General features: G+C 32.9%; 18 protein-coding genes. 9 read left to right on the top strand and 9 right to left on the bottom strand.

What is annotated here, in order from left to right; translation table 11 throughout:
• Window positions 1-226 precede the first annotated feature (226 nt).
• The 9 genes from IRZ80_RS11480 to xrtF all read right to left on the bottom strand — a co-directional run bounded on the left by IRZ80_RS11480 (window position 227) and on the right by xrtF (window position 8141).
• Entirely contained in the window at window positions 227-766 is a 540-nt protein-coding gene (locus IRZ80_RS11480; RefSeq protein ID WP_194641699.1) for a hypothetical protein, read from the bottom strand.
• Between the two features lie 125 nt (window positions 767-891).
• The gene (locus IRZ80_RS11475) at window positions 892-1572 is read right to left on the bottom strand and encodes a DedA family protein (RefSeq protein ID WP_194641698.1); all 681 of its coding nucleotides are present in this window, start codon (window positions 1570-1572) and stop codon (window positions 892-894) included.
• A gap of 205 nt (window positions 1573-1777) precedes the next feature.
• Window positions 1778-2161 (bottom strand): heavy-metal-associated domain-containing protein, encoded by a 384-nt coding sequence (locus IRZ80_RS11470; RefSeq protein WP_228520886.1) that lies wholly within the window; start codon window positions 2159-2161, stop codon window positions 1778-1780.
• Window positions 2162-2315: 154 nt separating this feature from the next.
• A complete protein-coding gene (locus IRZ80_RS11465; protein ID WP_194641697.1) occupies window positions 2316-4328 on the bottom strand; it encodes a TonB-dependent receptor plug domain-containing protein in 2013 nt (670 codons plus the stop codon).
• A 62-nt stretch (window positions 4329-4390) separates the two neighbouring features.
• The gene (locus IRZ80_RS11460) at window positions 4391-4804 is read right to left on the bottom strand and encodes an HYC_CC_PP family protein (RefSeq protein ID WP_194641696.1); all 414 of its coding nucleotides are present in this window, start codon (window positions 4802-4804) and stop codon (window positions 4391-4393) included.
• A 70-nt stretch (window positions 4805-4874) separates the two neighbouring features.
• Window positions 4875-6227, bottom strand: coding sequence for an MBL fold metallo-hydrolase RNA specificity domain-containing protein (locus IRZ80_RS11455; RefSeq protein WP_194641695.1), 1353 nt, complete (start codon window positions 6225-6227; stop codon window positions 4875-4877).
• A gap of 55 nt (window positions 6228-6282) precedes the next feature.
• Window positions 6283-7110: a restriction endonuclease gene (locus IRZ80_RS11450; RefSeq protein WP_194641694.1), complete on the bottom strand. Its 828-nt coding sequence runs from the start codon at window positions 7108-7110 to the stop codon at window positions 6283-6285.
• A 58-nt stretch (window positions 7111-7168) separates the two neighbouring features.
• Window positions 7169-7615 (bottom strand): exosortase F system-associated membrane protein, encoded by a 447-nt coding sequence (locus IRZ80_RS11445; RefSeq protein ID WP_194641693.1) that lies wholly within the window; start codon window positions 7613-7615, stop codon window positions 7169-7171.
• Window positions 7605-8141 (bottom strand): exosortase family protein XrtF, encoded by a 537-nt coding sequence (gene xrtF, locus IRZ80_RS11440; RefSeq protein WP_194641692.1) that lies wholly within the window; start codon window positions 8139-8141, stop codon window positions 7605-7607. The genes IRZ80_RS11445 and xrtF overlap by 11 nt, the downstream gene beginning before the upstream one ends.
• Window positions 8142-8211: 70 nt before the next feature.
• Between xrtF and IRZ80_RS11435 the strand changes: the two genes are divergently transcribed.
• The 9 genes from IRZ80_RS11435 (at window position 8212) to IRZ80_RS11395 (ending at window position 20472) form a co-directional block, all read left to right on the top strand.
• Window positions 8212-8667, top strand: a complete 456-nt coding sequence (locus IRZ80_RS11435; protein ID WP_194641691.1) for a GAF domain-containing protein — start codon at window positions 8212-8214, stop codon at window positions 8665-8667.
• Window positions 8668-8820: 153 nt separating this feature from the next.
• Entirely contained in the window at window positions 8821-9780 is a 960-nt protein-coding gene (locus IRZ80_RS11430; protein ID WP_194641690.1) for an energy transducer TonB, read from the top strand.
• Window positions 9781-9885: 105 nt separating this feature from the next.
• Window positions 9886-10155, top strand: a complete 270-nt coding sequence (gene rpsO / locus IRZ80_RS11425; RefSeq protein WP_194641689.1) for a 30S ribosomal protein S15 — start codon at window positions 9886-9888, stop codon at window positions 10153-10155.
• A 242-nt stretch (window positions 10156-10397) separates the two neighbouring features.
• Window positions 10398-12533 carry a polyribonucleotide nucleotidyltransferase gene (locus IRZ80_RS11420; protein ID WP_194641688.1) on the top strand — a complete coding sequence of 712 codons (2136 nt, stop codon included), beginning with the start codon at window positions 10398-10400 and terminating at the stop codon, window positions 12531-12533.
• Window positions 12534-12953: 420 nt separating this feature from the next.
• On the top strand, window positions 12954-13379 hold the full coding sequence (locus IRZ80_RS11415) for a hypothetical protein (protein WP_194641687.1): 426 nt from the start codon (window positions 12954-12956) through the stop codon (window positions 13377-13379).
• A gap of 300 nt (window positions 13380-13679) precedes the next feature.
• Complete coding sequence (locus tag IRZ80_RS11410; protein WP_228520885.1) at window positions 13680-15212, top strand: ATP-binding protein; 1533 nt, start codon at window positions 13680-13682, stop codon at window positions 15210-15212.
• A gap of 1 nt (window position 15213) precedes the next feature.
• A complete protein-coding gene (locus IRZ80_RS11405) occupies window positions 15214-15960 on the top strand; it encodes a LytR/AlgR family response regulator transcription factor (RefSeq protein WP_194641685.1) in 747 nt (248 codons plus the stop codon).
• Between the two features lie 214 nt (window positions 15961-16174).
• Window positions 16175-16414, top strand: a complete 240-nt coding sequence (locus IRZ80_RS11400) for a hypothetical protein (protein WP_194641684.1) — start codon at window positions 16175-16177, stop codon at window positions 16412-16414.
• Between the two features lie 446 nt (window positions 16415-16860).
• Complete coding sequence (locus IRZ80_RS11395) at window positions 16861-20472, top strand: hypothetical protein (protein ID WP_194641683.1); 3612 nt, start codon at window positions 16861-16863, stop codon at window positions 20470-20472.
• Window positions 20473-20518: the final 46 nt, after the last annotated feature.

The following is a 20518-nucleotide window of genomic DNA, read 5'->3' as shown; positions in this document are numbered from 1 at the left end:
AATCAATTCCCGTTTTAAAAATAAAATCCGCCTTGAAATTTTCTTGGCGGATTTTTTTTATGGCATGACTCTAAAATTATTCTGTTGATATCATCACACTACTATCATCTGGTTTGAAGCTCAATTAAACCCTATTTTCAGATTTACCAAATCATTTTAAATACAAAATCAACTTTTTTTAAGCAAACTTCCAAATCCGTTGTTGCAACTATTGACAGCAATGTTTTTAATTACTATTATCATTAATTTGAAACCATTTTTTCCATATTCCATTTATCTTTTTATAAAGAGCTAAGTTTGGATAATTAATTTCACCACAACATAAATTGGCAAAATAAAGAAAAACGGTATCATCATTTTTAATAAATATAGGATTGGATATAATCACTACCTGATTTTTATTATCTCTTTTTAGATATTGCAATATTTCCGATTGTTTGATAATTTCTCGATTATTAAAATCTTCTTCTTTCCATTCAGCATCATATTGTTCTCTCATTTTTTGAGCTAAATATTTTATATCACTGTTAGTTAACATAAAACTTTCACCATTACTATTAAAATTACTTACGTATGGTTTTTCAAGTAGTGGCTTTAATAGATATTCTACCTTTGATGAATCAATTTTAGAAACAATAAAGACTTTTCCATCTTTAATTGTTTCTATCCGAAGTACATCACTTAGGATTTCACGCTTAATCATTTCATAATTAAGAATTTGCGCATTAAAGGGTAAAGTAAATAATAGCATTATTAATAGTCTCATATTATCTTGACATTGATTATAATTATATTATTACTATCAAATAATTGTTACTCGCTAATATACACAAAAAAACCGCCTTGCTTAGTTAAAACAAGACGGTCTATTTTATTTTTTAAAGTTTAAGATTATTCATGATGAACTACTTTTTTCTTAATCATCTTTAAGAAAACAGGCAAAGTGGATATCAATATAATTCCGATAACTATTTTTTCAATGTGCTCTTTTAAGTCAATCCCCATCTCCAAAAACATTCCGTAAAGATAATGTCCTGAGAAAATCAAAACGAATGACCATAAAACCGAACTCAATACATTAAAAAACATAAACTTCTTTTTGTCCATCGAACCGATACCCGCCACGATTGGAGCAAAAGTTCTTACAATAGGCAGGAAACGTGCATATATAATAGCTTTCCCTCCGTGCTTTTCGAAAAACTCCTTAGCCTGAAGTAAATATTTTTTCTTAAACAAAAGCGTGTCTTCTCTGTTGTATAAATAATACCCGCTCTTAGCACCAAACCAATACCCCACCATGTTCCCAAAAATGCCCGAAAGCGCCACCAGCGATGAAAGGATCAAAAGATTTACAAAATCGCTTTCGATATAAATCACATTCTGAACCAGATCACGGCTATAGATTCCGGCAAGAAAAAGCAGACTGTCACCAGGGAGAAAAAAACCGGCAAAAAGACCAGTTTCGGCAAAAACAATGAATAAAACAATGTACAAACCCAGTTGAATGCCACCAATTGTAAATGTTATATAAAATTCAGGATTTACTAATTGGGTCCATTCAAAATTATTCATAAATTTTTGTTTTTGTTTAAGCGGTGAAAGTAATAATAATTTAGGTGAACCACAATACTATAACTTATTTTAAAGTTTTATTAACGAATAAAAAACAAAAAAAACACCAGAATAAGACTCTTATTTTGGTGCTTTTTATATTTTAGAAAAGCAACATATTTAGTTACATAAAAACTTTTATACAGCAGGAAAATTGCTTAAATCCTTATTTCAGTCTTTCGTACTGACAGCAGGAATGCAGATTATCATAATCTTCCTTAGTAGATTTAACCGAATCGGTATCGTGGCCTACTTTGGCAACTGCTTTTTTAACATCCATCAAAGAACATTTTTCTTCATTGATTATCAAGTTCAGCTGATGTGTCCCCACATCCCATGAAGCCGATTTTACTCCCGGAACCGAATAAGCAGCCTTTTGTATTCTTTTTTGGCATTGCTCGCAGTTACCATTTACTTCGGTTGTGTATTTGGCATTTTTGTTTTTCTTTTCTTGACCTTGAGCCGAAAATACGAATACAGTCATTAGTAAAACTAAAAACACATTTTTTATCATATTGTTATTACTGTTTTTTTGAATATTTGCTTTCATTTTATTTAATATTAAAAATTGTTAAAACTCCACTCCAGCCCTTCCCGAAGGCGAGGAGTCAAGACTTGAAGACTAAATTATTATTGTTTTTTTAATTTAAATTTTGACATTGACATTGAAATTGTCAATTGGTTTTTGACATTGCCATTGACACTTATCTTATTTTAAATCGTAAACCCGCGTAATACATCTGTCCAAATACCGGCGCATACACAATGCTGGCATCAAAATAAGGACCAAAAGGATTCTGCGAATCTACAATTGCAGGGTTTTGAGTGTAATTACCGACATTCTCTCCTCCTGCATATACTTCAAAATTAGGAGAAAAAACTCTGGTAATTTGAGCATTCATCAGAGAATAAGCTGGTGAATGTTCCGGAAGCTGATAAGCCACAGGATTTGAAGCTGTATAAGGCAATTGCTGTTCTCCAATCCAATTGTAGGTAAAATCAAATTTCCATTGCTGTCCTTTATCCTTTCTGATTGTTTCATATCCTAAATTCCCAAAGAAACGATGAGCTGCCTGCTGAGGCCTTTGATATTCTCCGGACAGATAATCGGTTTTGATGTCATAATATTTGTAAGCTGAACGCAGTTCCAGACGTTTTGCCAATTCATAATTAAATTCCAGCTGAAAACTGTTGGCAAAAGAAGCACCGTCCAGATTATGAAAAATCACCTGCTGCGGACTCTGCATAACATCAGCTACTACCTGATTCTGAAAATTGGTTCTGTAAAAGTCTGCAGTAATATCGCCGTTTCGGTTAAACAATTTGAAACCCTGCATAAAACTTAATCCATAGTTCCAGGCAATTTCCGGATCTAAACCGTATAATTTACCACCGGCATTTATGATATCAAAAGTTCTGGAACTGGCAAACAAAGTCTGATTTTCGGCAAAAATATTAGCCGAACGTTTTCCTCTCCCTGCCGAAACTCTCAAGACTCCTTTCTCCCACGGATTGTATTTGACATGTACTCTTGGTGTTGCAAAAACTCCCAGACGATTCCCATAATCAGCACGGCCTCCAAGAATGAAACTAAAATTATCCTGATTATCATAAGTATATTCAAAAAAAGCCCCGACGGTATTATCTATTCTGCTGTAATCTGAAGTATTGTAAAACTCACTATAACTGTCGTAAGTAAAATTCAAGCCTGCAGCAAACTTGTTTTTTTCATTATTGATAATCGAATTAAAAATCAGATTTGAATAAAAGCTGTTCTGCCTGATATTGTAGTTTCTCAGCCCAAAATACGAATTTTGATCATAACTGGAAAAAGCATTTTGAAAACCAAAACTCTGAAAAGGCATATCCTTAAAAACATAGCCTATTTTGGTAGAAACATCAATCTTTTGAGTATCGATTTCAGAACCCCAGGAATTAGTTGTCCCTTTATCCGTATCGGGATTGAAACTGATTTGCCCCATTTGCTTCGTATCGTTCATATACTGAAGATTAATGAAACTCACCCAGCCCGTTTCAGGATTATAATATTGGTAACGATTGAGCAGATTAAACTGTTTCTGCAGCGGATTATCAAGAAAACCGTCATCGTTATTATCCATTTTGGAATTTCGCATATTGCCGTGAAGCAGTAAACTTGTCGCCCATTTATCGGAAAGTTTGTGATTGAAATCGGCATTTAGTTCAAAACGAGAATCGGTAGAACCGTAAAGATTCAGTAAAAATGGTACTTCCGACATTGGTTTTATCAATTCGGTATTGATTTGTCCCGAAATGCTTTCGTATCCATTCACTACACTTCCAGCGCCTTTTGTAATTTGAATACTTTCTATCCACGGCCCTGGTGTAAACGAGAGACCATAAACCTGAGAAGCGCCGCGCACAGACGGAATATTTTCCTGTGTCATCATCAGGTAAGGACTTGTCAGCCCCAGCATTTTGATTTGTTTAGTTCCTGTCAGCGCGTCCGAAAAGCTAACATCAATGGAAGGATTGGTTTCAAAGCTTTCGGCCAGATTACAACAGGCCGCTTTGAGGAGTTCTTTTTTGGTAACTAATGCTGTATTACCAGTTAAGGTGTATGATTTCTGCAGACTCTTGCGTTTGGACTGCACTTTAATTTCACGCAAAGTATCTTGCGAATAAGAATTAAAAGCAGTAATCAAGAGCAGAAAAATTAATATTCTGTATGTTTTCATGATTAAGATTATAATGTTAATACTGCCAAATCCAAAAACAAGGATTCAGCTCCAATTAAACATTACAACTTATCGTAAAGGAGGTATTGGCTGTACAGCTTGAAAAGCGGCGGTGCATTGGCATCGCAGTAATAAGTAAGAGCAGTATTATTTTTGAAATTATCTGCAGCGGTAAAAACAAACGAATGTGTTTCAGGAATTACAAAAGCATAATCAAACTGGAAAGAAAATGACTTTACAACTCCATTATCTGCTTTTTTCTGAAAGACGATTTTTTTGTCTTTACAGCATTTGTCTTTTTTGTCAGCTATTTTTTCACCACAGCAGCCTTTTTCACTTTTTAATGACGGCAAAGGTGAATTCAAAGAAACAGCAGAGATTTTCCCTCCGCAATAATGCACATTGAAAGCCAGTCCTGCATTGGAAACCAATAATAGAACAGCCAAAAATATACTTATGTGCTTCTTAAATTTCATACTGCAAAATTAGGATTAATAAGGCTTATAAAAATCAAATTTCTGTTAATTTTTTTAAAGAAAACCAAATCTACAATTCATACTCCTGCCCCATCATAGGAATAACACAATCAAAACCATATTTTTCCTGAATTTTCTTTCTAAGTTCATCGGCCGGTTCATTTTCTCCGTGAACCAAAAAAACTTTTTTAGGTTTCTGTTCCAAATCTGAAAGCCAATTAATTAAATCCTTTTGATCACCGTGAGCCGACAGGGTTTCGATTTCTACCACTTTGGCTTTAACCTCATAATATTTTCCGCGTATTTTTATATCTGCTGCACCTTCGAGCATTTGTCTGCCCCGAGTACCTTCACCCTGATATCCAATAATAACTACTGTAGTTTCAGCCAGTCCAACATACCGTTCTAAATAACTCAGAACTCTTCCTCCAGTAACCATACCGCTTGCAGCGATTACTACTTTTGGCTGTTTATTATAAATGACTTCTATTGTTTCTTTATAATCCGAAATCATGCTAAACATTTTACACATCGAGGTAAACTCTTCCTGATGCAGACGATGCCATTTTTTATTATTGGCAAAAAGCTCCAGCATGCCAATTCCCATCGGTGTATCCAAAATATAAGGAATATCAGGAATTCTTTTTTCTTCCTTCAGCTGCCATAGCAGATACATCACACTTTGAGCGCGTTCAACTGCAAAACTAGGCACTATTACTGTCCCTCCCTTTTGAATTGTATTGTTAATGTACATCTCTAACGCAGTTTTTGGATCGGTATCTGGATGAATACGATTTCCATAAGTACTTTCAAGGAAAACATAATCACCTTTTTTAGGTTTTACTGGTGAAAACATAAGCAAATCATTATCCCTTCCAATATCACCCGAAAAAACAACAGCTTTGTTTTCGAGTCTAAGCTCTATACTGCATGCTCCAAGAATATGACCCGCATTAGTAAAAACAGCTTCAATCTCAGCATCTAATGCAACACTTTCATTCGGACTAATCACCTTGAAATGTGGAAAAACTTTTTCTGCCTGGGCAACTGTATACAAAGGCTCTGCAATTTCATGTTTCGAATATCTCCCCTCGTTAGCCATCTTTGCTTCTTCTTCCTGAATTTTGGCACTGTCCAAAAGTATCAGTTTGGTGATATCTTTCGTTGGACTTGTACAATATATTTTACCGTCAAAACCTTGGTTAACCAATCGTGGCAGCCAGCCACAATGATCCAGATGACCAGTAAGCAAAACAAAATCTATAGTCGAAGGCAAAATTGGCAATGGTTCCCAATTGAGCTCCCTCAAAGATTTTAATCCTTGAAACTGCCCGCAGTCTATCAAAATACGAACACCATTACTTTCTACCAAAGTTTTGGACCCTGTAACTGTTCCTACTCCGCCAATACAAGTGATTTTCATGTTATTATTCTTTAAGTTACTAAGAATGCTAAGTTTCTAAAAATCATTGCCCACTTTATAGGCGGCACAACTCAGAAGCTTCTTTCAATACATTTCTTATTCGATTAGGACTCAAACCTATTTTTTCTAAATCTGCACGATTATTAATAATTTCTTTGACCAAAATAATACCCAAAATCAATAGTTTATCTTTTTCCAAAAGAGTCAAAGTTGTTAAACAAGTTATGGGATATAAATGATGACTGTCTATTTTTGTCTTCAGATTATTGGCCAATGGATAATCCCAGCTCAGTAAATTGATTCCCGAACATTGCGCAAAACTAACAGCATCAGAAGTAAAGCGATTATTAGTTACGATAAAACATTTAGAGATACTGTCTTTTTTAGAAAATATTTCGTGTTTTTTATCCTTTAAGTCATTGAATCGGGAAAAAATATACATCGGCACTTTCACATCAGTAGCAGCATCCTGCCCAACATGAAATTTGCACTCAATCATAGAAATCACATTATCCTTTTTAATCAGAACATCAATTTCATGGGAAACGCATTTGCCCTGCAAAATAAGACCAACTTTTGTCTCGCAGCCTTCAGCAGTAAAAAGACGAGCGATAAATTTTTCAAAAAAGAAACCTGCCGGACCCAGTGATCGGATAGATTCTCTCAAATTATATCGGGCGGCATGTGATTTAGAAACTTTTTTAAGAAGACTAAAAGCCATTTTATAAATGTATTTAGTCGAAATTCCTTCATACACTTCTCTTTCAATTATCTGCAAAACTTCGTCAACTATATCAGGGGATGCTCCAGATTTCAGCAGAGAATCTTTCAATTTTAAACGATTAAAATCAACAACAGCTTTCGAATGCTTTACAATTTTCATCTTTCCTGAATTTAAAAGATAAGTTTATCAAATTCATACTAAAGATACAAAATAACAACTAGTATTTATTAAGTTTCTGAAAATAAAACGCTGGAATAAAAACAATTACAAACAAAGGCTGAATCAAAAAACGACGGACATAAAAGAGTATTAAATTCTCTTCATTTTTAAAGAAAAAGACAATGGAAAAAAAAGCGATTATTAGAATCACGAAAAGCAAAGCATACAAAACAGCAGCAAATAAAATCATTTCTCTATCCTTGAAAAGCAAATAAAGAATACCCAGTGATAATACAGTGTTTAAAGAAAAACGAAGCAATAATCCCAAAAAAAGCAATCCAGAATTAAACTCTGGCAGCGGTAATTTTAAATAATCACCATTAAAATAAACCAAGAAAGGGTCATAAAATAACTGCTGTTCAAAAGCTCTTACAAGCATTAACAAAGACACTAATACAACTGTAAAAAAAATATGTTTTTTATTTTGAAGTACTTTATTTAGCATATTTCGAGAATTTATTCACCCAAATAATCCATAAAATAAAAACCGTTCCATAAATTATCGCCGGAAATAAAACATTGTGTAACAAATGCTTTTCTTCTGGAAAATAATACATCAAAACTATCAGCAGGGCAATACGTAAAACATTGAGAATATAAATCAATAAAGTTCCGCCGAAAATAAAAAGCATCGTATTCTTTAGACTTCCCGAGAAGGCGACAATAAAAGAAATAAATAAAATAATTACACTTATACCGTTACAGCCTTCCACTATTGTGACAATGTATTGATTTTGAAAATATATTCTAACAAAAGGTTCATTAATAATACTTTCTGCCTGAATGCGCATGAAAAACCAAGAAACCGCTTTTTCTGAATTTTGGGCAACTGCCTGAGTTATTGTATCTACAGCATTAGTATCGAAGCTATTCAAAAAAGACTGATAGAGAAACGTCAGTACAATATAGCAGCCAAAAAAAGCGGCTAAAAAAATTAAAAAAGGTTTATACTGTTGGAAATATTTTTTCAAAATTATTTTTTGTCAAATTTATGCAATTAAAGAATCAGCTTTAAATACTTTTGTATAAAAATAATAAAACATGACTTTTCAAGAACTACAGCCAAAAGTAACCGAAATAACATTAAATACAACTCTTAGCAGAGACGAAAAACTCTTGTCTATATGCCGGCTTTTGAGCGAATCCATTTCTTACTACAACTGGGTAGGCTTTTATTTTGCTAATCATGAGACCAAAACACTTCACCTTGGTCCGTATGTGGGAGCTGAAACCGATCATACTGTTATTCCATTCGGAAAAGGCATATGCGGACAAGTTGCGGTTTCCAATAATAATTTTGTCGTTCCAGATGTAAGCGCACAGGACAATTATATTGCGTGCAGTTTTACAGTAAAGTCAGAAATCGTAGTACCTCTTTTTGTGAACGGCGAAAACATTGGCCAAATTGATATTGACAGCCATGTAATCGATCCGTTTACAGAAGAAGATGAACGCTTTTTGGAATTTGTGAATCAGGAAATTGCAAAGTTGTTTTAAGATTACGCGCTCAAAGCATAATAAAAAGAAAGGCTGGTTAGTTTAATCAGCCTTTCTTTTTTATAAAAATAATTGTAATTTTATATTTACAAAACAGAATTATAATTTTACAAAAATCTTTATTCAGATAAAAAACATTAACCAAACCAAAAAATGAGACTAATTTTATTTTCTATATTATTCCTTTTTGTGCCAAAATTATCTTTTTCACAAATTTCTCCAAATGACAAAGCCATTTTATTGGATTCGCTCTTCACTGAAACAAGCAATCAAGATTATGTCTATATCCGAATAATCAAAGATTACAATACAAGAAAAAAAATCTACGAAATCAATGATTATTATAAATCAGGGAAAACATTTATGAAAGGAACATCAACAACAAATGAGCACCTTACAAAAGAAGGGCAATGTGTTTTTTTTTATGAAAACGGAAATAAAAAATCAGTTTTAAATTTTGTTAATAACCATCCAAATGGCAAAGAATACAGATGGTATGAAAATGGAAATTACAAACTAGAAGGAGAATACATTTCAGACAATACAGATAAAAAGGAAAACAATAAATATAAAATTAATCAATTTTGGAATGCAGACGGAGTACAAAAAGTAATAGACGGAAATGGCGTCTATGAGGAAAGTGATGAGAAATTTTTTGGAACTGGGAGCATTAAAGACGGATTCAAAGATGGCATTTGGTCTGGCTGGATAATTAACCCAAAAATAAAATACACAGAAAGTTATAAAGATGGCCAATTTATTTCGGGAAAAACGGTGGATGAAAATAATATAGAAACTGTTTACACAATTTTAGAAAAAAAACCTGAACCCAAAAAAGGAATTATGAATTTCTACAAATACATAGGCCAAAATTATACAATGCCATACAATGCCAGATCTTTGTCTTTGTCAGGTAAAATTTACGTCAGATTTACAGTCGGCAAAGACGGTAAAATAATACAGCCAAAGCTAATCAAAGATATTGGTTACGGAACTGGTGACGAAGCATTACGTGTTTTAACAAATTGTGAAAATTGGAATCCAGGAGAACAAAAAGGACAAAAAGTAAATTGTCTTTACACTTTACCTATTACAATCCAAAACGCACATTAAAATAATTCACAATTCATAATTCACAATTCATAATTATTACTTACTTTTGCACCCGTCTTACAATAGCTGTATGACATACATAATAATCATTTAAATAATATTAAAATGTACTTAACTAAAGAAGTTAAAGAAGAAATCTTCGCTAAACACGGAGGAAAAGCAGAAAACACTGGATCTGCTGAAGGTCAAATCGCGTTATTCACTTACAGAATTACTCACCTTACTGAGCACTTGAAAAAAAATCGTCACGATTTTAACACTGAGCGTTCATTGGTACTATTAGTAGGTAAAAGAAGAGCTTTGTTAGATTACTTGAAGAAAACAGAGATCAACAGATATCGTGAAATTATCAAAGTATTGGGTATTAGAAAATAATCAATATAATAAAGAGGTGCGAAAGTGCCTCTTTTTGTTTTTACAAAAAAAGGCAGCTGGCTCAAGCCAATAGCCGAAATACGAGAAGTTTTACACTTCTGATTAATCCCTTCTGACTTTTGTCTTTTGGCAGTTTCTTTTAAAAAAGTTTGGTTTTTCATTGGGTTTTAGGCATTAACTACGCAACAACTACAACTAACAACACAACTAAAACCCATTGTATAATCAATAAGAAAAAATTTATGATTCCACAATTATTTGTAGAAAAAATCGATTTAGGTGATGGCAGAAGCATCACAATCGAGACAGGACGTTTAGCAAAACAAGCAGATGGTTCTGTAGTAGTAAGGATGGGCGACACGATGATACTTGCAACAGCAGTTTCAGCCCGCACCAGCAACCCAGGCGTTGATTTTTTACCATTAACGGTAGATTACCGCGAAAAATTCGCCGCAGCCGGCCGTTTCCCTGGAGGTTTCTTCAAAAGAGAAGCCCGTCCAAGCGACAGCGAAGTATTAACAATGAGATTAGTAGACCGTGTACTGCGTCCGCTTTTCCCAGACGACTACCATGCTGAAACACAGGTTATGATTCAATTAATGTCTCATGACGAAGAAGTAATGCCGGATGCATTGGCTGGTTTAGCCGCTTCTGCAGCATTAGCAGTTTCAGACATTCCATTTTACAACCTGATTTCTGAAGTTCGTGTTGCACGTATCGACGGAAAATTAGTTATCAATCCAAGCAGAGAAGATTTAGAAAAATCTGATATCGATATGATGATCGGAGCTTCTATGGATTCTGTAGCTATGGTTGAAGGCGAGATGAAAGAAATTTCAGAAGCTGAAATGGTAGAAGCAATTAAATTTGCTCACGAAGCTATCAAAGTTCAAATTCAGGCTCAATATCGTTTACAAGAAGCTTTTGGTAAAAAAGAAACTCGTACTTACGAAGGTGAAAAAGAAAACGAAGATATTTACAAAAAAGTAAAAACAGCAGCTTACGATAAAATTTATGCTATCGCAAAAGTTGGATCGGCTAAACACGAAAGAAGTGCAGCATTTGCTGAAGTAAAAGAAGAAGTTAAAGCTTTGTTTACTGAAGAAGAATTAGCTGCTGATGGAGATTTAGTTTCTAAATATTTCTACAAAACCAACAAAGAAGCGGTTCGTAACGTAGTATTAGAATTAGGCATTCGCTTAGACGGAAGAAAAACAACCGATATCAGACCAATCTGGTGTGAAACGGATTATTTACCAAGAGTTCACGGTTCCTCTTTATTTACACGTGGAGAAACTCAAGCTTTGGCTACAGTAACTTTGGGAACTTCCAGAGAAGCAAACCAAATCGATTCTCCATCTGAACAAGGTGAAGAGAAATTCTACTTACACTATAACTTCCCTCCTTTTTCTACTGGTGAAGCAAAACCATTAAGAGGAACTTCAAGAAGAGAAGTAGGTCACGGTAACTTAGCCCAAAGAGCTTTGAAAAACATGATTCCTGCTGATTGTCCTTATACTATCCGTGTTGTTTCTGAAGTATTGGAATCTAACGGTTCTTCTTCTATGGCAACAGTTTGTGCTGGAACAATGGCACTTTTAGATGCTGGCGTTCAAATGGTAAAACCAGTTTCTGGAATTGCTATGGGATTGATTACTGACGGCGAGAAGTTTGCTGTATTGTCTGATATTTTAGGTGACGAAGATCACTTAGGAGATATGGACTTTAAAGTAACTGGAACTGCTGACGGTATTACCGCTTGTCAAATGGACATCAAAATTGATGGATTACGTTATGACATTATGGAGCAGGCATTAGCACAAGCACGTGACGGCCGTATGCATATTTTAGGAAAAATCACTGAAACAATTGCTGCACCAAGACCTGACGTAAAAGCACATGCTCCAAAAATCATCACAAGAACTATTCCTGGAAACTTTATTGGTGCATTGATTGGACCTGGCGGAAAAGTAATTCAGGAATTACAAAAAGCTACTGGAACTACAATCGTTATAAATGAAGTAGACGAACAGGGTGTGATCGAAATCCTTGGAACTGACCCTGCTGGAATTGAAGCAGTATTAGCAAAAATTGCTTCTATCACTTTCAAACCGCAAATGGGTGAAGCATACGAAGTGAAAGTAATCAAAATGCTGGATTTTGGTGCCGTTGTAGAATATACTGCAGCTCCAGGAAACGAAGTTTTACTACACGTATCTGAGTTAGCTTGGGAACGCACTGAAAATGTTGCTGACGTTGTAAAAATGGGAGATGTATTCCAAGTGAAATACTTAGGAGTAGATCCAAAAACCAAAAAAGAAAAAGTGTCTAAAAAAGCACTTGTTCCAAGACCTCCGCGTGAGGAGAAAAAAGAGTAATCCGATCTTAGTTTACTAAAGGTTTATTTATAGAAAAAACCCCGTTTTGCAATTGCAAAACGGGGTTTTTCATGTTTAATTAATTTCCATATTTCTCCGTATTTTAATTCCCTCAAATTAAAAACTTCTAAGTATAATTTTTGAAAACACAGATTAAAAGCACTCCTATTTAAAGCATTATCATTTTCAACTAATTAACATATTCATATATTATAAATAAGCAAAACTAATTTTATCTGAAATATCCTAAATTTAATCATTAGACACCTTTTTTCTTACAATATTAAAAATATTTCCTAAGTTTTTAACAGAATAAATCAACAACATCGTAAAAAATAATAAATTATTTACACATAATTCAAAGAAAAAAAATATCTTTAACCCAAATTTATTAACATTTAACCCCTAAACAAAAAAACTATGTGCGATTCTACAAAAGAGCTTTCGTTTACCCCTTACCCAACTGTCCAAACGACCAAAATCAATACCGAAGTATTCACTTTCCTACAGCCAGATCAAGTTGACTATCCTGTAGCTCCATTGGTATCAGCAAAATTCTACACACCAAAAGACGGACCATTAACACTAAAAGTGAGAGCTACATTGTACATGAACTCCGAAATCCCTGATGCTCCTTTTGTAGAGCCTCCAGTAGAAAAAGACGGCGTTTTGACGATAAATTACGATTATAATTTCTCAATGGAGACTCCAGAAACCTGCGATGTATGGTACGTAGAACTTGATTACACCTCTCCTACTGTTGGTGAAATAACAACTGTTATGTCCTATATGGTAAATTTAGATCCTGAGACTTCTAGAGGTACTGTAACAGATGTAGGAAGATAGATTTCTTTTAACATTTGCAAACTATAATCTTCACATCGTTTACTTAATATAGGAAATCATTAAGTAAACGATGTCTTCTTAACTAAAGTATCTAACAAAAAAAGAATAATGCCATCGAATAACCACTTTTTACTTTTAATGTTTATTTACTTTCCTTTAATGTTGTTTGCACAACAATCAAATAAACAATTAAACGAAATGTTAAAGAAAAAAGAAATTGAATTCTCAAAAGAACTCAATTTTAATAAGGCATCATATTTTTTTTTAAAAAAAAATTGGGACTCAAGTTTAGTATATTCTATGAAACAATTAAACTCTAGTAAGAAAAAAGAATTAGCAGATTACTGTCATTTTTTTAGAGGTTACAGCTTCATTGAAAAAAAATTATTTAAAGAAGCAATAAACGAATTAAATTTTGTTAACAAAAAATTTATATTTTATACTTTAGTCAACAAAAATAAAGGAGACGCTTCTATAGAATTAAAAGAATTCGAAAAGGCTATTCAATATTTTAAAGAAATAGAAAAAATTCCAATCAGTAATAATCAAGACTATAAAAAAAGTATAATTTATCAAAATCTAGGTATTTGTTATTTACATCTCAGTCAATTCATAAAAGCAGAAATATACTTCTTTAAGAGTCTGCAATTGCAAGAAAAAGAAAAAGACGAGGTATCACTTATTAGCTTATATATGGATATTGCCAATTTATATTATTTGCAATACAAAGACCGACAAGCAATTCCTTATTTCCAAAAAGCTTATATTTTATCTAAAAAAATAAATGATTACGGAAGAAAAAAAAATGCTTCATTAAACATGGCAGTTGTTGAAGAAAATAGAGGTAACTACAAACAAGCCTTAATTTACAGAAAAGAATCTGAGCAATGGAAAGATTCTCTCAACAACCAAAACAAAGTCTGGGCACTCGCAGACTACGAAAAAAAATATGCGGTTGCGCAAAAACAAAAACAAATCTCAGTACTCAAAGTAGAGAACAAACTAAAAGAAACCCAGCGAAAAACTATGTTTGTTTCAACATTGGGTTTATTGTTAATTCTCGTAGGCGGTGTATATATGTATGCACAAAAGGTAAAAAACGCCAAAATTATTCTCATCCAGAAAGAAAAACTGGACAAACTCAACGCTACCAAAGATCAGTTGTTCTCTATTGTAAGCCATGATTTACGGTCATCTGTGAATGCCTTAAAAACAAGCAACACCAAACTGACTGCATCATTGGAGACCAAAAACTACAATGAACTTGATCATCTCCTGCATCAAAACAGTGCAATAGCTAACGGTGCCTACAGCCTGCTCGACAACCTGCTTCATTGGGCATTACTGCAGACCAAGCAACTGTATTTCCATAAAGATTCGGTTCACCTTCACTCTATTGTGCAGCAGATAGAATACAATTATAAACCATTGCTCATTGACAAAAGCATCATTTTTGACAATACAGTTTCAAAAAATAATTTTATCTTCGTGGATCTTGATTCATTAAAAATTATTTTGCGTAACTTGCTCGATAATGCTATTAAATTTTCTCCAGAAAATGGTAAAATCAGTTTTTATACGTCTGAAACAAAAAGTGGTTTCTGCCAGCTAATAATCGAAGATAATGGTTTAGGAATGACTCAAAACACTATAAACGAGCTGCTTCAAGACAATGATTTACTGGCAAAGAAAAGCAATTCGGAGATTATAGGAACTGGACTAGGAATGCAGCTGTGCAAACAGATGATTAAGAAAAATGAAGGAACACTTGCTATAGAAAGCGAACTTGGTAAAGGAACCAAAATGATTTTAACGTTCCCAAAAACAGTGTAAAATGGATACTATTAATGTACTTATCATAGAAGACACTCCTGAGCAAAGCGAAGCGCTGAGCAAAGTTTTACAGGCCAATAAGTATAACATTGTGGGCGTTGCCCAGAATTACACAGACGCATTGACATTATTCTATCAAAACAGTGTGGATATAATAGTGATAGATGTATTCCTTGACGGAAAACCTGACGGTATTACTTTTGCCGAAACCATCAACATTGTGCCAAATGCATCTAAACCGTTTGTTTTTTTGACCAGCTCACAAGACCGCCAGATTTTTGAAAGAGCCAAGCTCACCAAGCCTTTCAGTTTCCTGATGAAACCTTTCAACGAACTGGAAATTCTCTACGCACTGGAAATGGCTGTCGAAAAATTTTATGAGCAGACGAATGTATTTCTGAGTGAAGACCAGGACACCGTAATCAGCAGTGATTATTTGTTCATTAAAAAGAAAAATTCCCTTAAAAAAGTTTCTCTAAACGACATTATTTACATCGAAGTCGAAGATCGCTACTGCAACATCATTACTGAAAAAGAAAAATTTGTTATACTCATTTCGTTAACCAAAATAAGCGAACTGCTTGATAAAAACCAATTCATCAGAACGCATAGAAACTACATCGTAAACTCCGATACTATAGAAGAAATAGTCCTTGCCGATAATCTTGTTGTTCTCAAAGGAAACCGCAAAATCAATCTTAGCGACAACTATAAAGATTTTATCAAAAAAATAAAAATTCTGTCATAATATTTCTCCTGCATCATCCGTTACAATAGTAAACAAGACAAAAAATCTTCTCCCAAAACGAGAAGATTTTTTTATCTGCAAAACTGTTAACTATGGAAACAAAAATCTATGCATGCATAAAAACATTTCATGACATCAAAATCCAACCTTATGACATCAGCTCAGTAAAACAGTATCATTAATCCTATATTTACTTAACTAAAACATAAAAATCATGAGCCACGAACTAAATACCCACATAAACATGCGATTAAAAACTATCATAAATAAAATAAATCCCTGGATAGGATTTTTAGTATCATTATGTATCATAATACCGAGTTTGTATAATATCCTTGATGCTCCTTTGACTATAACTGGTGATCATTTTATCTTTGCTTTCGGTCTGCTGTTTTTTGTTATATTCTTAAAAGAAATATTTGACAGAATTGTCAATTTAGAAGGAATGGAGTAAATTCACCTCAGTATTTAACACCCTTATTAGTTTTTTTTGAATCAAAAACATTTGACTTTTTTAGACACATGATTCCTGATCTTCACTGAATAGCTGTTTTCTTTAAAGAAAAGAAAAAGCAAAAGATAAGTTTAGGCAGACAGAATAATCCATTATAAATGAACACATTCGAGTTTGAAGTATAAAAGAAATCCTCAATAATATTTAAATCATCAAGTTAGTCATTTTTTTGGCATAGTACGATTTATACAAAAAAAATTACAAACAATTCCCTGTTTCATTTTATTGAGACAGGGAATTCATTTTTTTAAAAAACACTTCACCCTTAAGAGCTTTAAAAAACATAAAGGCTCCTAATATCATTTAATCTTGGAATATGATTTTTTATCACAAATACTATTTTTAACACGAATAAATCCTTATATTTCAAAAATAAAAACTAACCTATGACTTTTTTTATTTTTATTTTATTCATCTGCATTGTTATTCTGTTCAATAATTTTTTCAATCTAAAAAAAAGCAATGATTATCTAGAATCTTTACTTGAATCCTTTCAAGAAGACAACGGCAGACTTCGAAAAGAAATAGCTGAAATCAAAAAAACTATTGAAGATAAAACATTCCTTACTGAGAATAGCCAATCGATAATAGAAGAAATAAAATTTCAGGAAATCGAATCTATTTCCGAATCAATACAAGAAGTAATAGTAGAAAATGAGACTATACCTTCTCCTGTTCCTGAGACTAATATGCCAACAGAAGAAAGTCTCGACACCAATATCCCTATTATATCAAACGAAATTGAAGAAAAAATTGATAAAGCATTTTTCGCTTATGAAAGCAAGACTACTCCTAAATTAGAAAACCAATCTCCAATAGAAGAAAAAATACATGAAGAAAGTGCATTTTCAAAATTCTTAAAAAATGCTGAAAAACAATTTGCAGACAATTGGACTGGAATTTTGGGAACCGCAATTATGGTTTTGGGAATTGGCTATTTAAGCATTTATACCGCTTTAAAAGTCGCTCCTTTATTTCGCATATTAATTATCTGGCTGTATGCTTCTTTATTGGCAGGTTCTTACTATATTTTGAATAAAAAAGAGAAATGGGTAAAAACTGGATTGTGGCTTCGAAGCGCTGGTGCCAGTTTATTTTTATTTGGAACTTTTGGTGCTTCACAAATACCGCCGCTTACGTTTATTACCAATACAGCTACAGGGTACTCCTTGATTGCTTTAGGAATTGCAGTTAATTTATACATTGGCTATATCATAAAAAAACAGACTTTTTTATCTCTTCATGTAATTTTGAGTATTCTAATATTATGTGTTATCCCCGAAAAACTTTTAATAACATTAATCTTAGCTTCTATAACATGTACTATTGGAATTATACTTTCGTACAAAGAAAAATGGGAATATCACTTACTTATTGTGATTACAGCCTTTATTATTTTTGATATTTGGTTTAATGCACAAGGCACAAAATTAACCGCTGCAGAAAATATTTTTGCTATACTCGGAATCATTACTGTTGCCGGAAGCTGCATGTTTATGCAATACCGCAGCGTTTATGAAAACAGCCGTTTTGACAAACCAGCTTTTATAACTCATTTAATCAATTGGATGTTGTTTGCAGCTGGATTGATACTACATTCAACAGGAAGTAAATTTAAAACTTTCATATTGTTCTTCGGCGCTGTAATATGCTTAATAATTGCATTGCGTGCCCGCAAAAAGAAAGTGTATTGGCTTTATCATTTAGACGGAATGGTATCGTTTGTACTTTTGACACTCAGCGTTATTATGCTGAACGATTGGAAAGTTGGCATTGACATCATTGCCTGCATTTTATATACACTAATACTTGTCTGCCTATTTGTAGTGTATAAAGAAAAGGAGGTCCTGCTTCACAGAATTTTCCTAACCATCAATCATTTGTTTGGAGCGGGTTTGATTATTTTTTGCATTCTGCTTATTAATGAAGCTTTGGATATTACAAAAATCACAAATGCTTTTACGGCTACAATTATGTTATCGCTAATTGCACTCTCAATCCCAGTTCTATCTTCGGTAAAAAAAGAATTCACAGAAATTGAGCCTTTTTATGGAGAAAACAGCTTGAGTTTGAACGGCATTCTTTCAATAGTATTTTCAGTATTTGTAATTTTAAAAGCCAATGCTGTTTTAGCAGACAATTCATTCTATTATATCGTAATTGGGATTGCAGTAATCTGGACTTTCCTAAAGAAAAAATTTGAAACACCTACTTTCGATATTGGACGATTTGCGTTTTATGCTTTGGCATTGTTTATCGGTTTATTCATTATATATACTCAAGAAAAATCATATACCGACTGGACTTTTACATTATGTTTCTTATCCATAGTTTTATTCAACTGGTTTGTTAAATATTTTTACAAAAATGAGTTCATCATTAGATTCTTCGGAATTTCAGGCATCAATGCTCTTTTATTACTTTTGAGTTACAAATATTTACAAAGCCATTCTGTAATTCAAATCTTCAGCCTGTTTGGAATTGCAGTGCTGAATCACGAATTCTTATGGATAAATTTCAAAAAAAACAGTTTAACATCAGACAATCAAAGAGTTTTATACCTGTTTTATTATTTGTTTTCAGTAATTGGAAGTTTAATGCTTCTATATCGTTCTGGCAATTTAACAAACGTCGAAATTGGATTGACTTCTCTTGGAATTGCTTTTATCGAAATCTATGTTTTATTTGCGAAAAAAATCAGGAACAAATCAAAAGAAACCGACTATGACTGGGCTAATTATAATTTATTAAATTTAGAATTACTGCTTTTCACTATTGTTTTATTTGGTTTTTCATGCATTCAGATGGAATATGTATCGATCTACTTTATAGGTTTTGCAATTCTGTCATTCCTTGCTTTTCAAAAATTTAAAGAGTTCAAACGCTATTCCAATTATTCTTTTCTTTTATTAATTGGAAGTATTCTGCTAACACTCTTTACTGCAATTGACAACATTGACATAAAAGAAAAAATTATCATTTATTCTACACAAACGGCAAGCATTTTATTATCAATTGTGTATTCCTATCTGCAGTTAAAAAGTAAAAGTGAAGAAGGAAAACGTTTTATTTCCATTTTACCTTACATCCAAAATTTATGGATTATCACATTACTGTTTATACAAATAGAAATTGATTATTTACCAGTGCTGTTCATGATCTTATCATTACTTAATTTCTATCTGATTATCAGTAAAAAAATTCAAACCCATATTTATTTTGTGCTGCTAATTGCATCGCTTTCTATTTTGGTTTCAGTATCCTATAGTGTTAATAAATTGAACACTTTCGATTTTACAGATTGGTTTTTACAGCTTTCAAGTGTCACTTTAGGATTGGCATTAGCAATACTTTTAAACAAAAAAGAACCTATTAGCCAATCAAAAATCAATTATCAGATTGTACTAAATGTTTGGCTTTCTATCATCATGTTTACTCAATTGGAACACAAATGGCTGCCGGTATATTGGAGTACTGTAGCTATTTTAAATCTTTATTTCTATCATAAAAAAATAAGTCAGGAAAAGAATATCAGTATCGTTTACTATTTAATGGCCAATTTACATTTAGGCTTTTTGAGTTTCAACTTTTATCAATCTAAATTTTTAGCAGTTTATCTGTTGATATTTGTACTTTTAGGAGTTTACATTTATTTAGCTTCCAAATGGATGGAAACGTTCAAACTCAAAAATAGTCTACTGATTTACCCGGCAACTTTGAGCATTGGATGCTTTTTATATTTGTCTTTTGATAAAGGAATCCTAACTTTTTTCTGGATTTTGGAAGCATTAGGTTTATTAATCTTAGGAATTATTCTAAAAGAAAAATACTTCCGATACGTTTCCTTATCGTTAGTCGGAATTTGCCTTATCCGACTGATGTTCTTCGACTTATCTAATTCAAATTTCTTAATTCGGGCTATCGTACTTGTAGGGGTCGGAATTGTATTATTGGTAATGAACAGCCTATTTAAAAAATATAAAGAGCGATTTGATTAAAAAAAATAAACTTTTTGTAACTTTTATGAAACTCCGTACGTATAAC

The organism is Flavobacterium sp. HJJ, assembly GCF_015351475.1.
In the GTDB taxonomy this organism is placed as follows: Bacteria; Bacteroidota; Bacteroidia; order Flavobacteriales; family Flavobacteriaceae; genus Flavobacterium; species Flavobacterium marginilacus.
The sequence above is the reverse complement of the archived record's forward strand: the minus strand, read 5'-3'. Positions and strand labels throughout refer to the sequence as shown.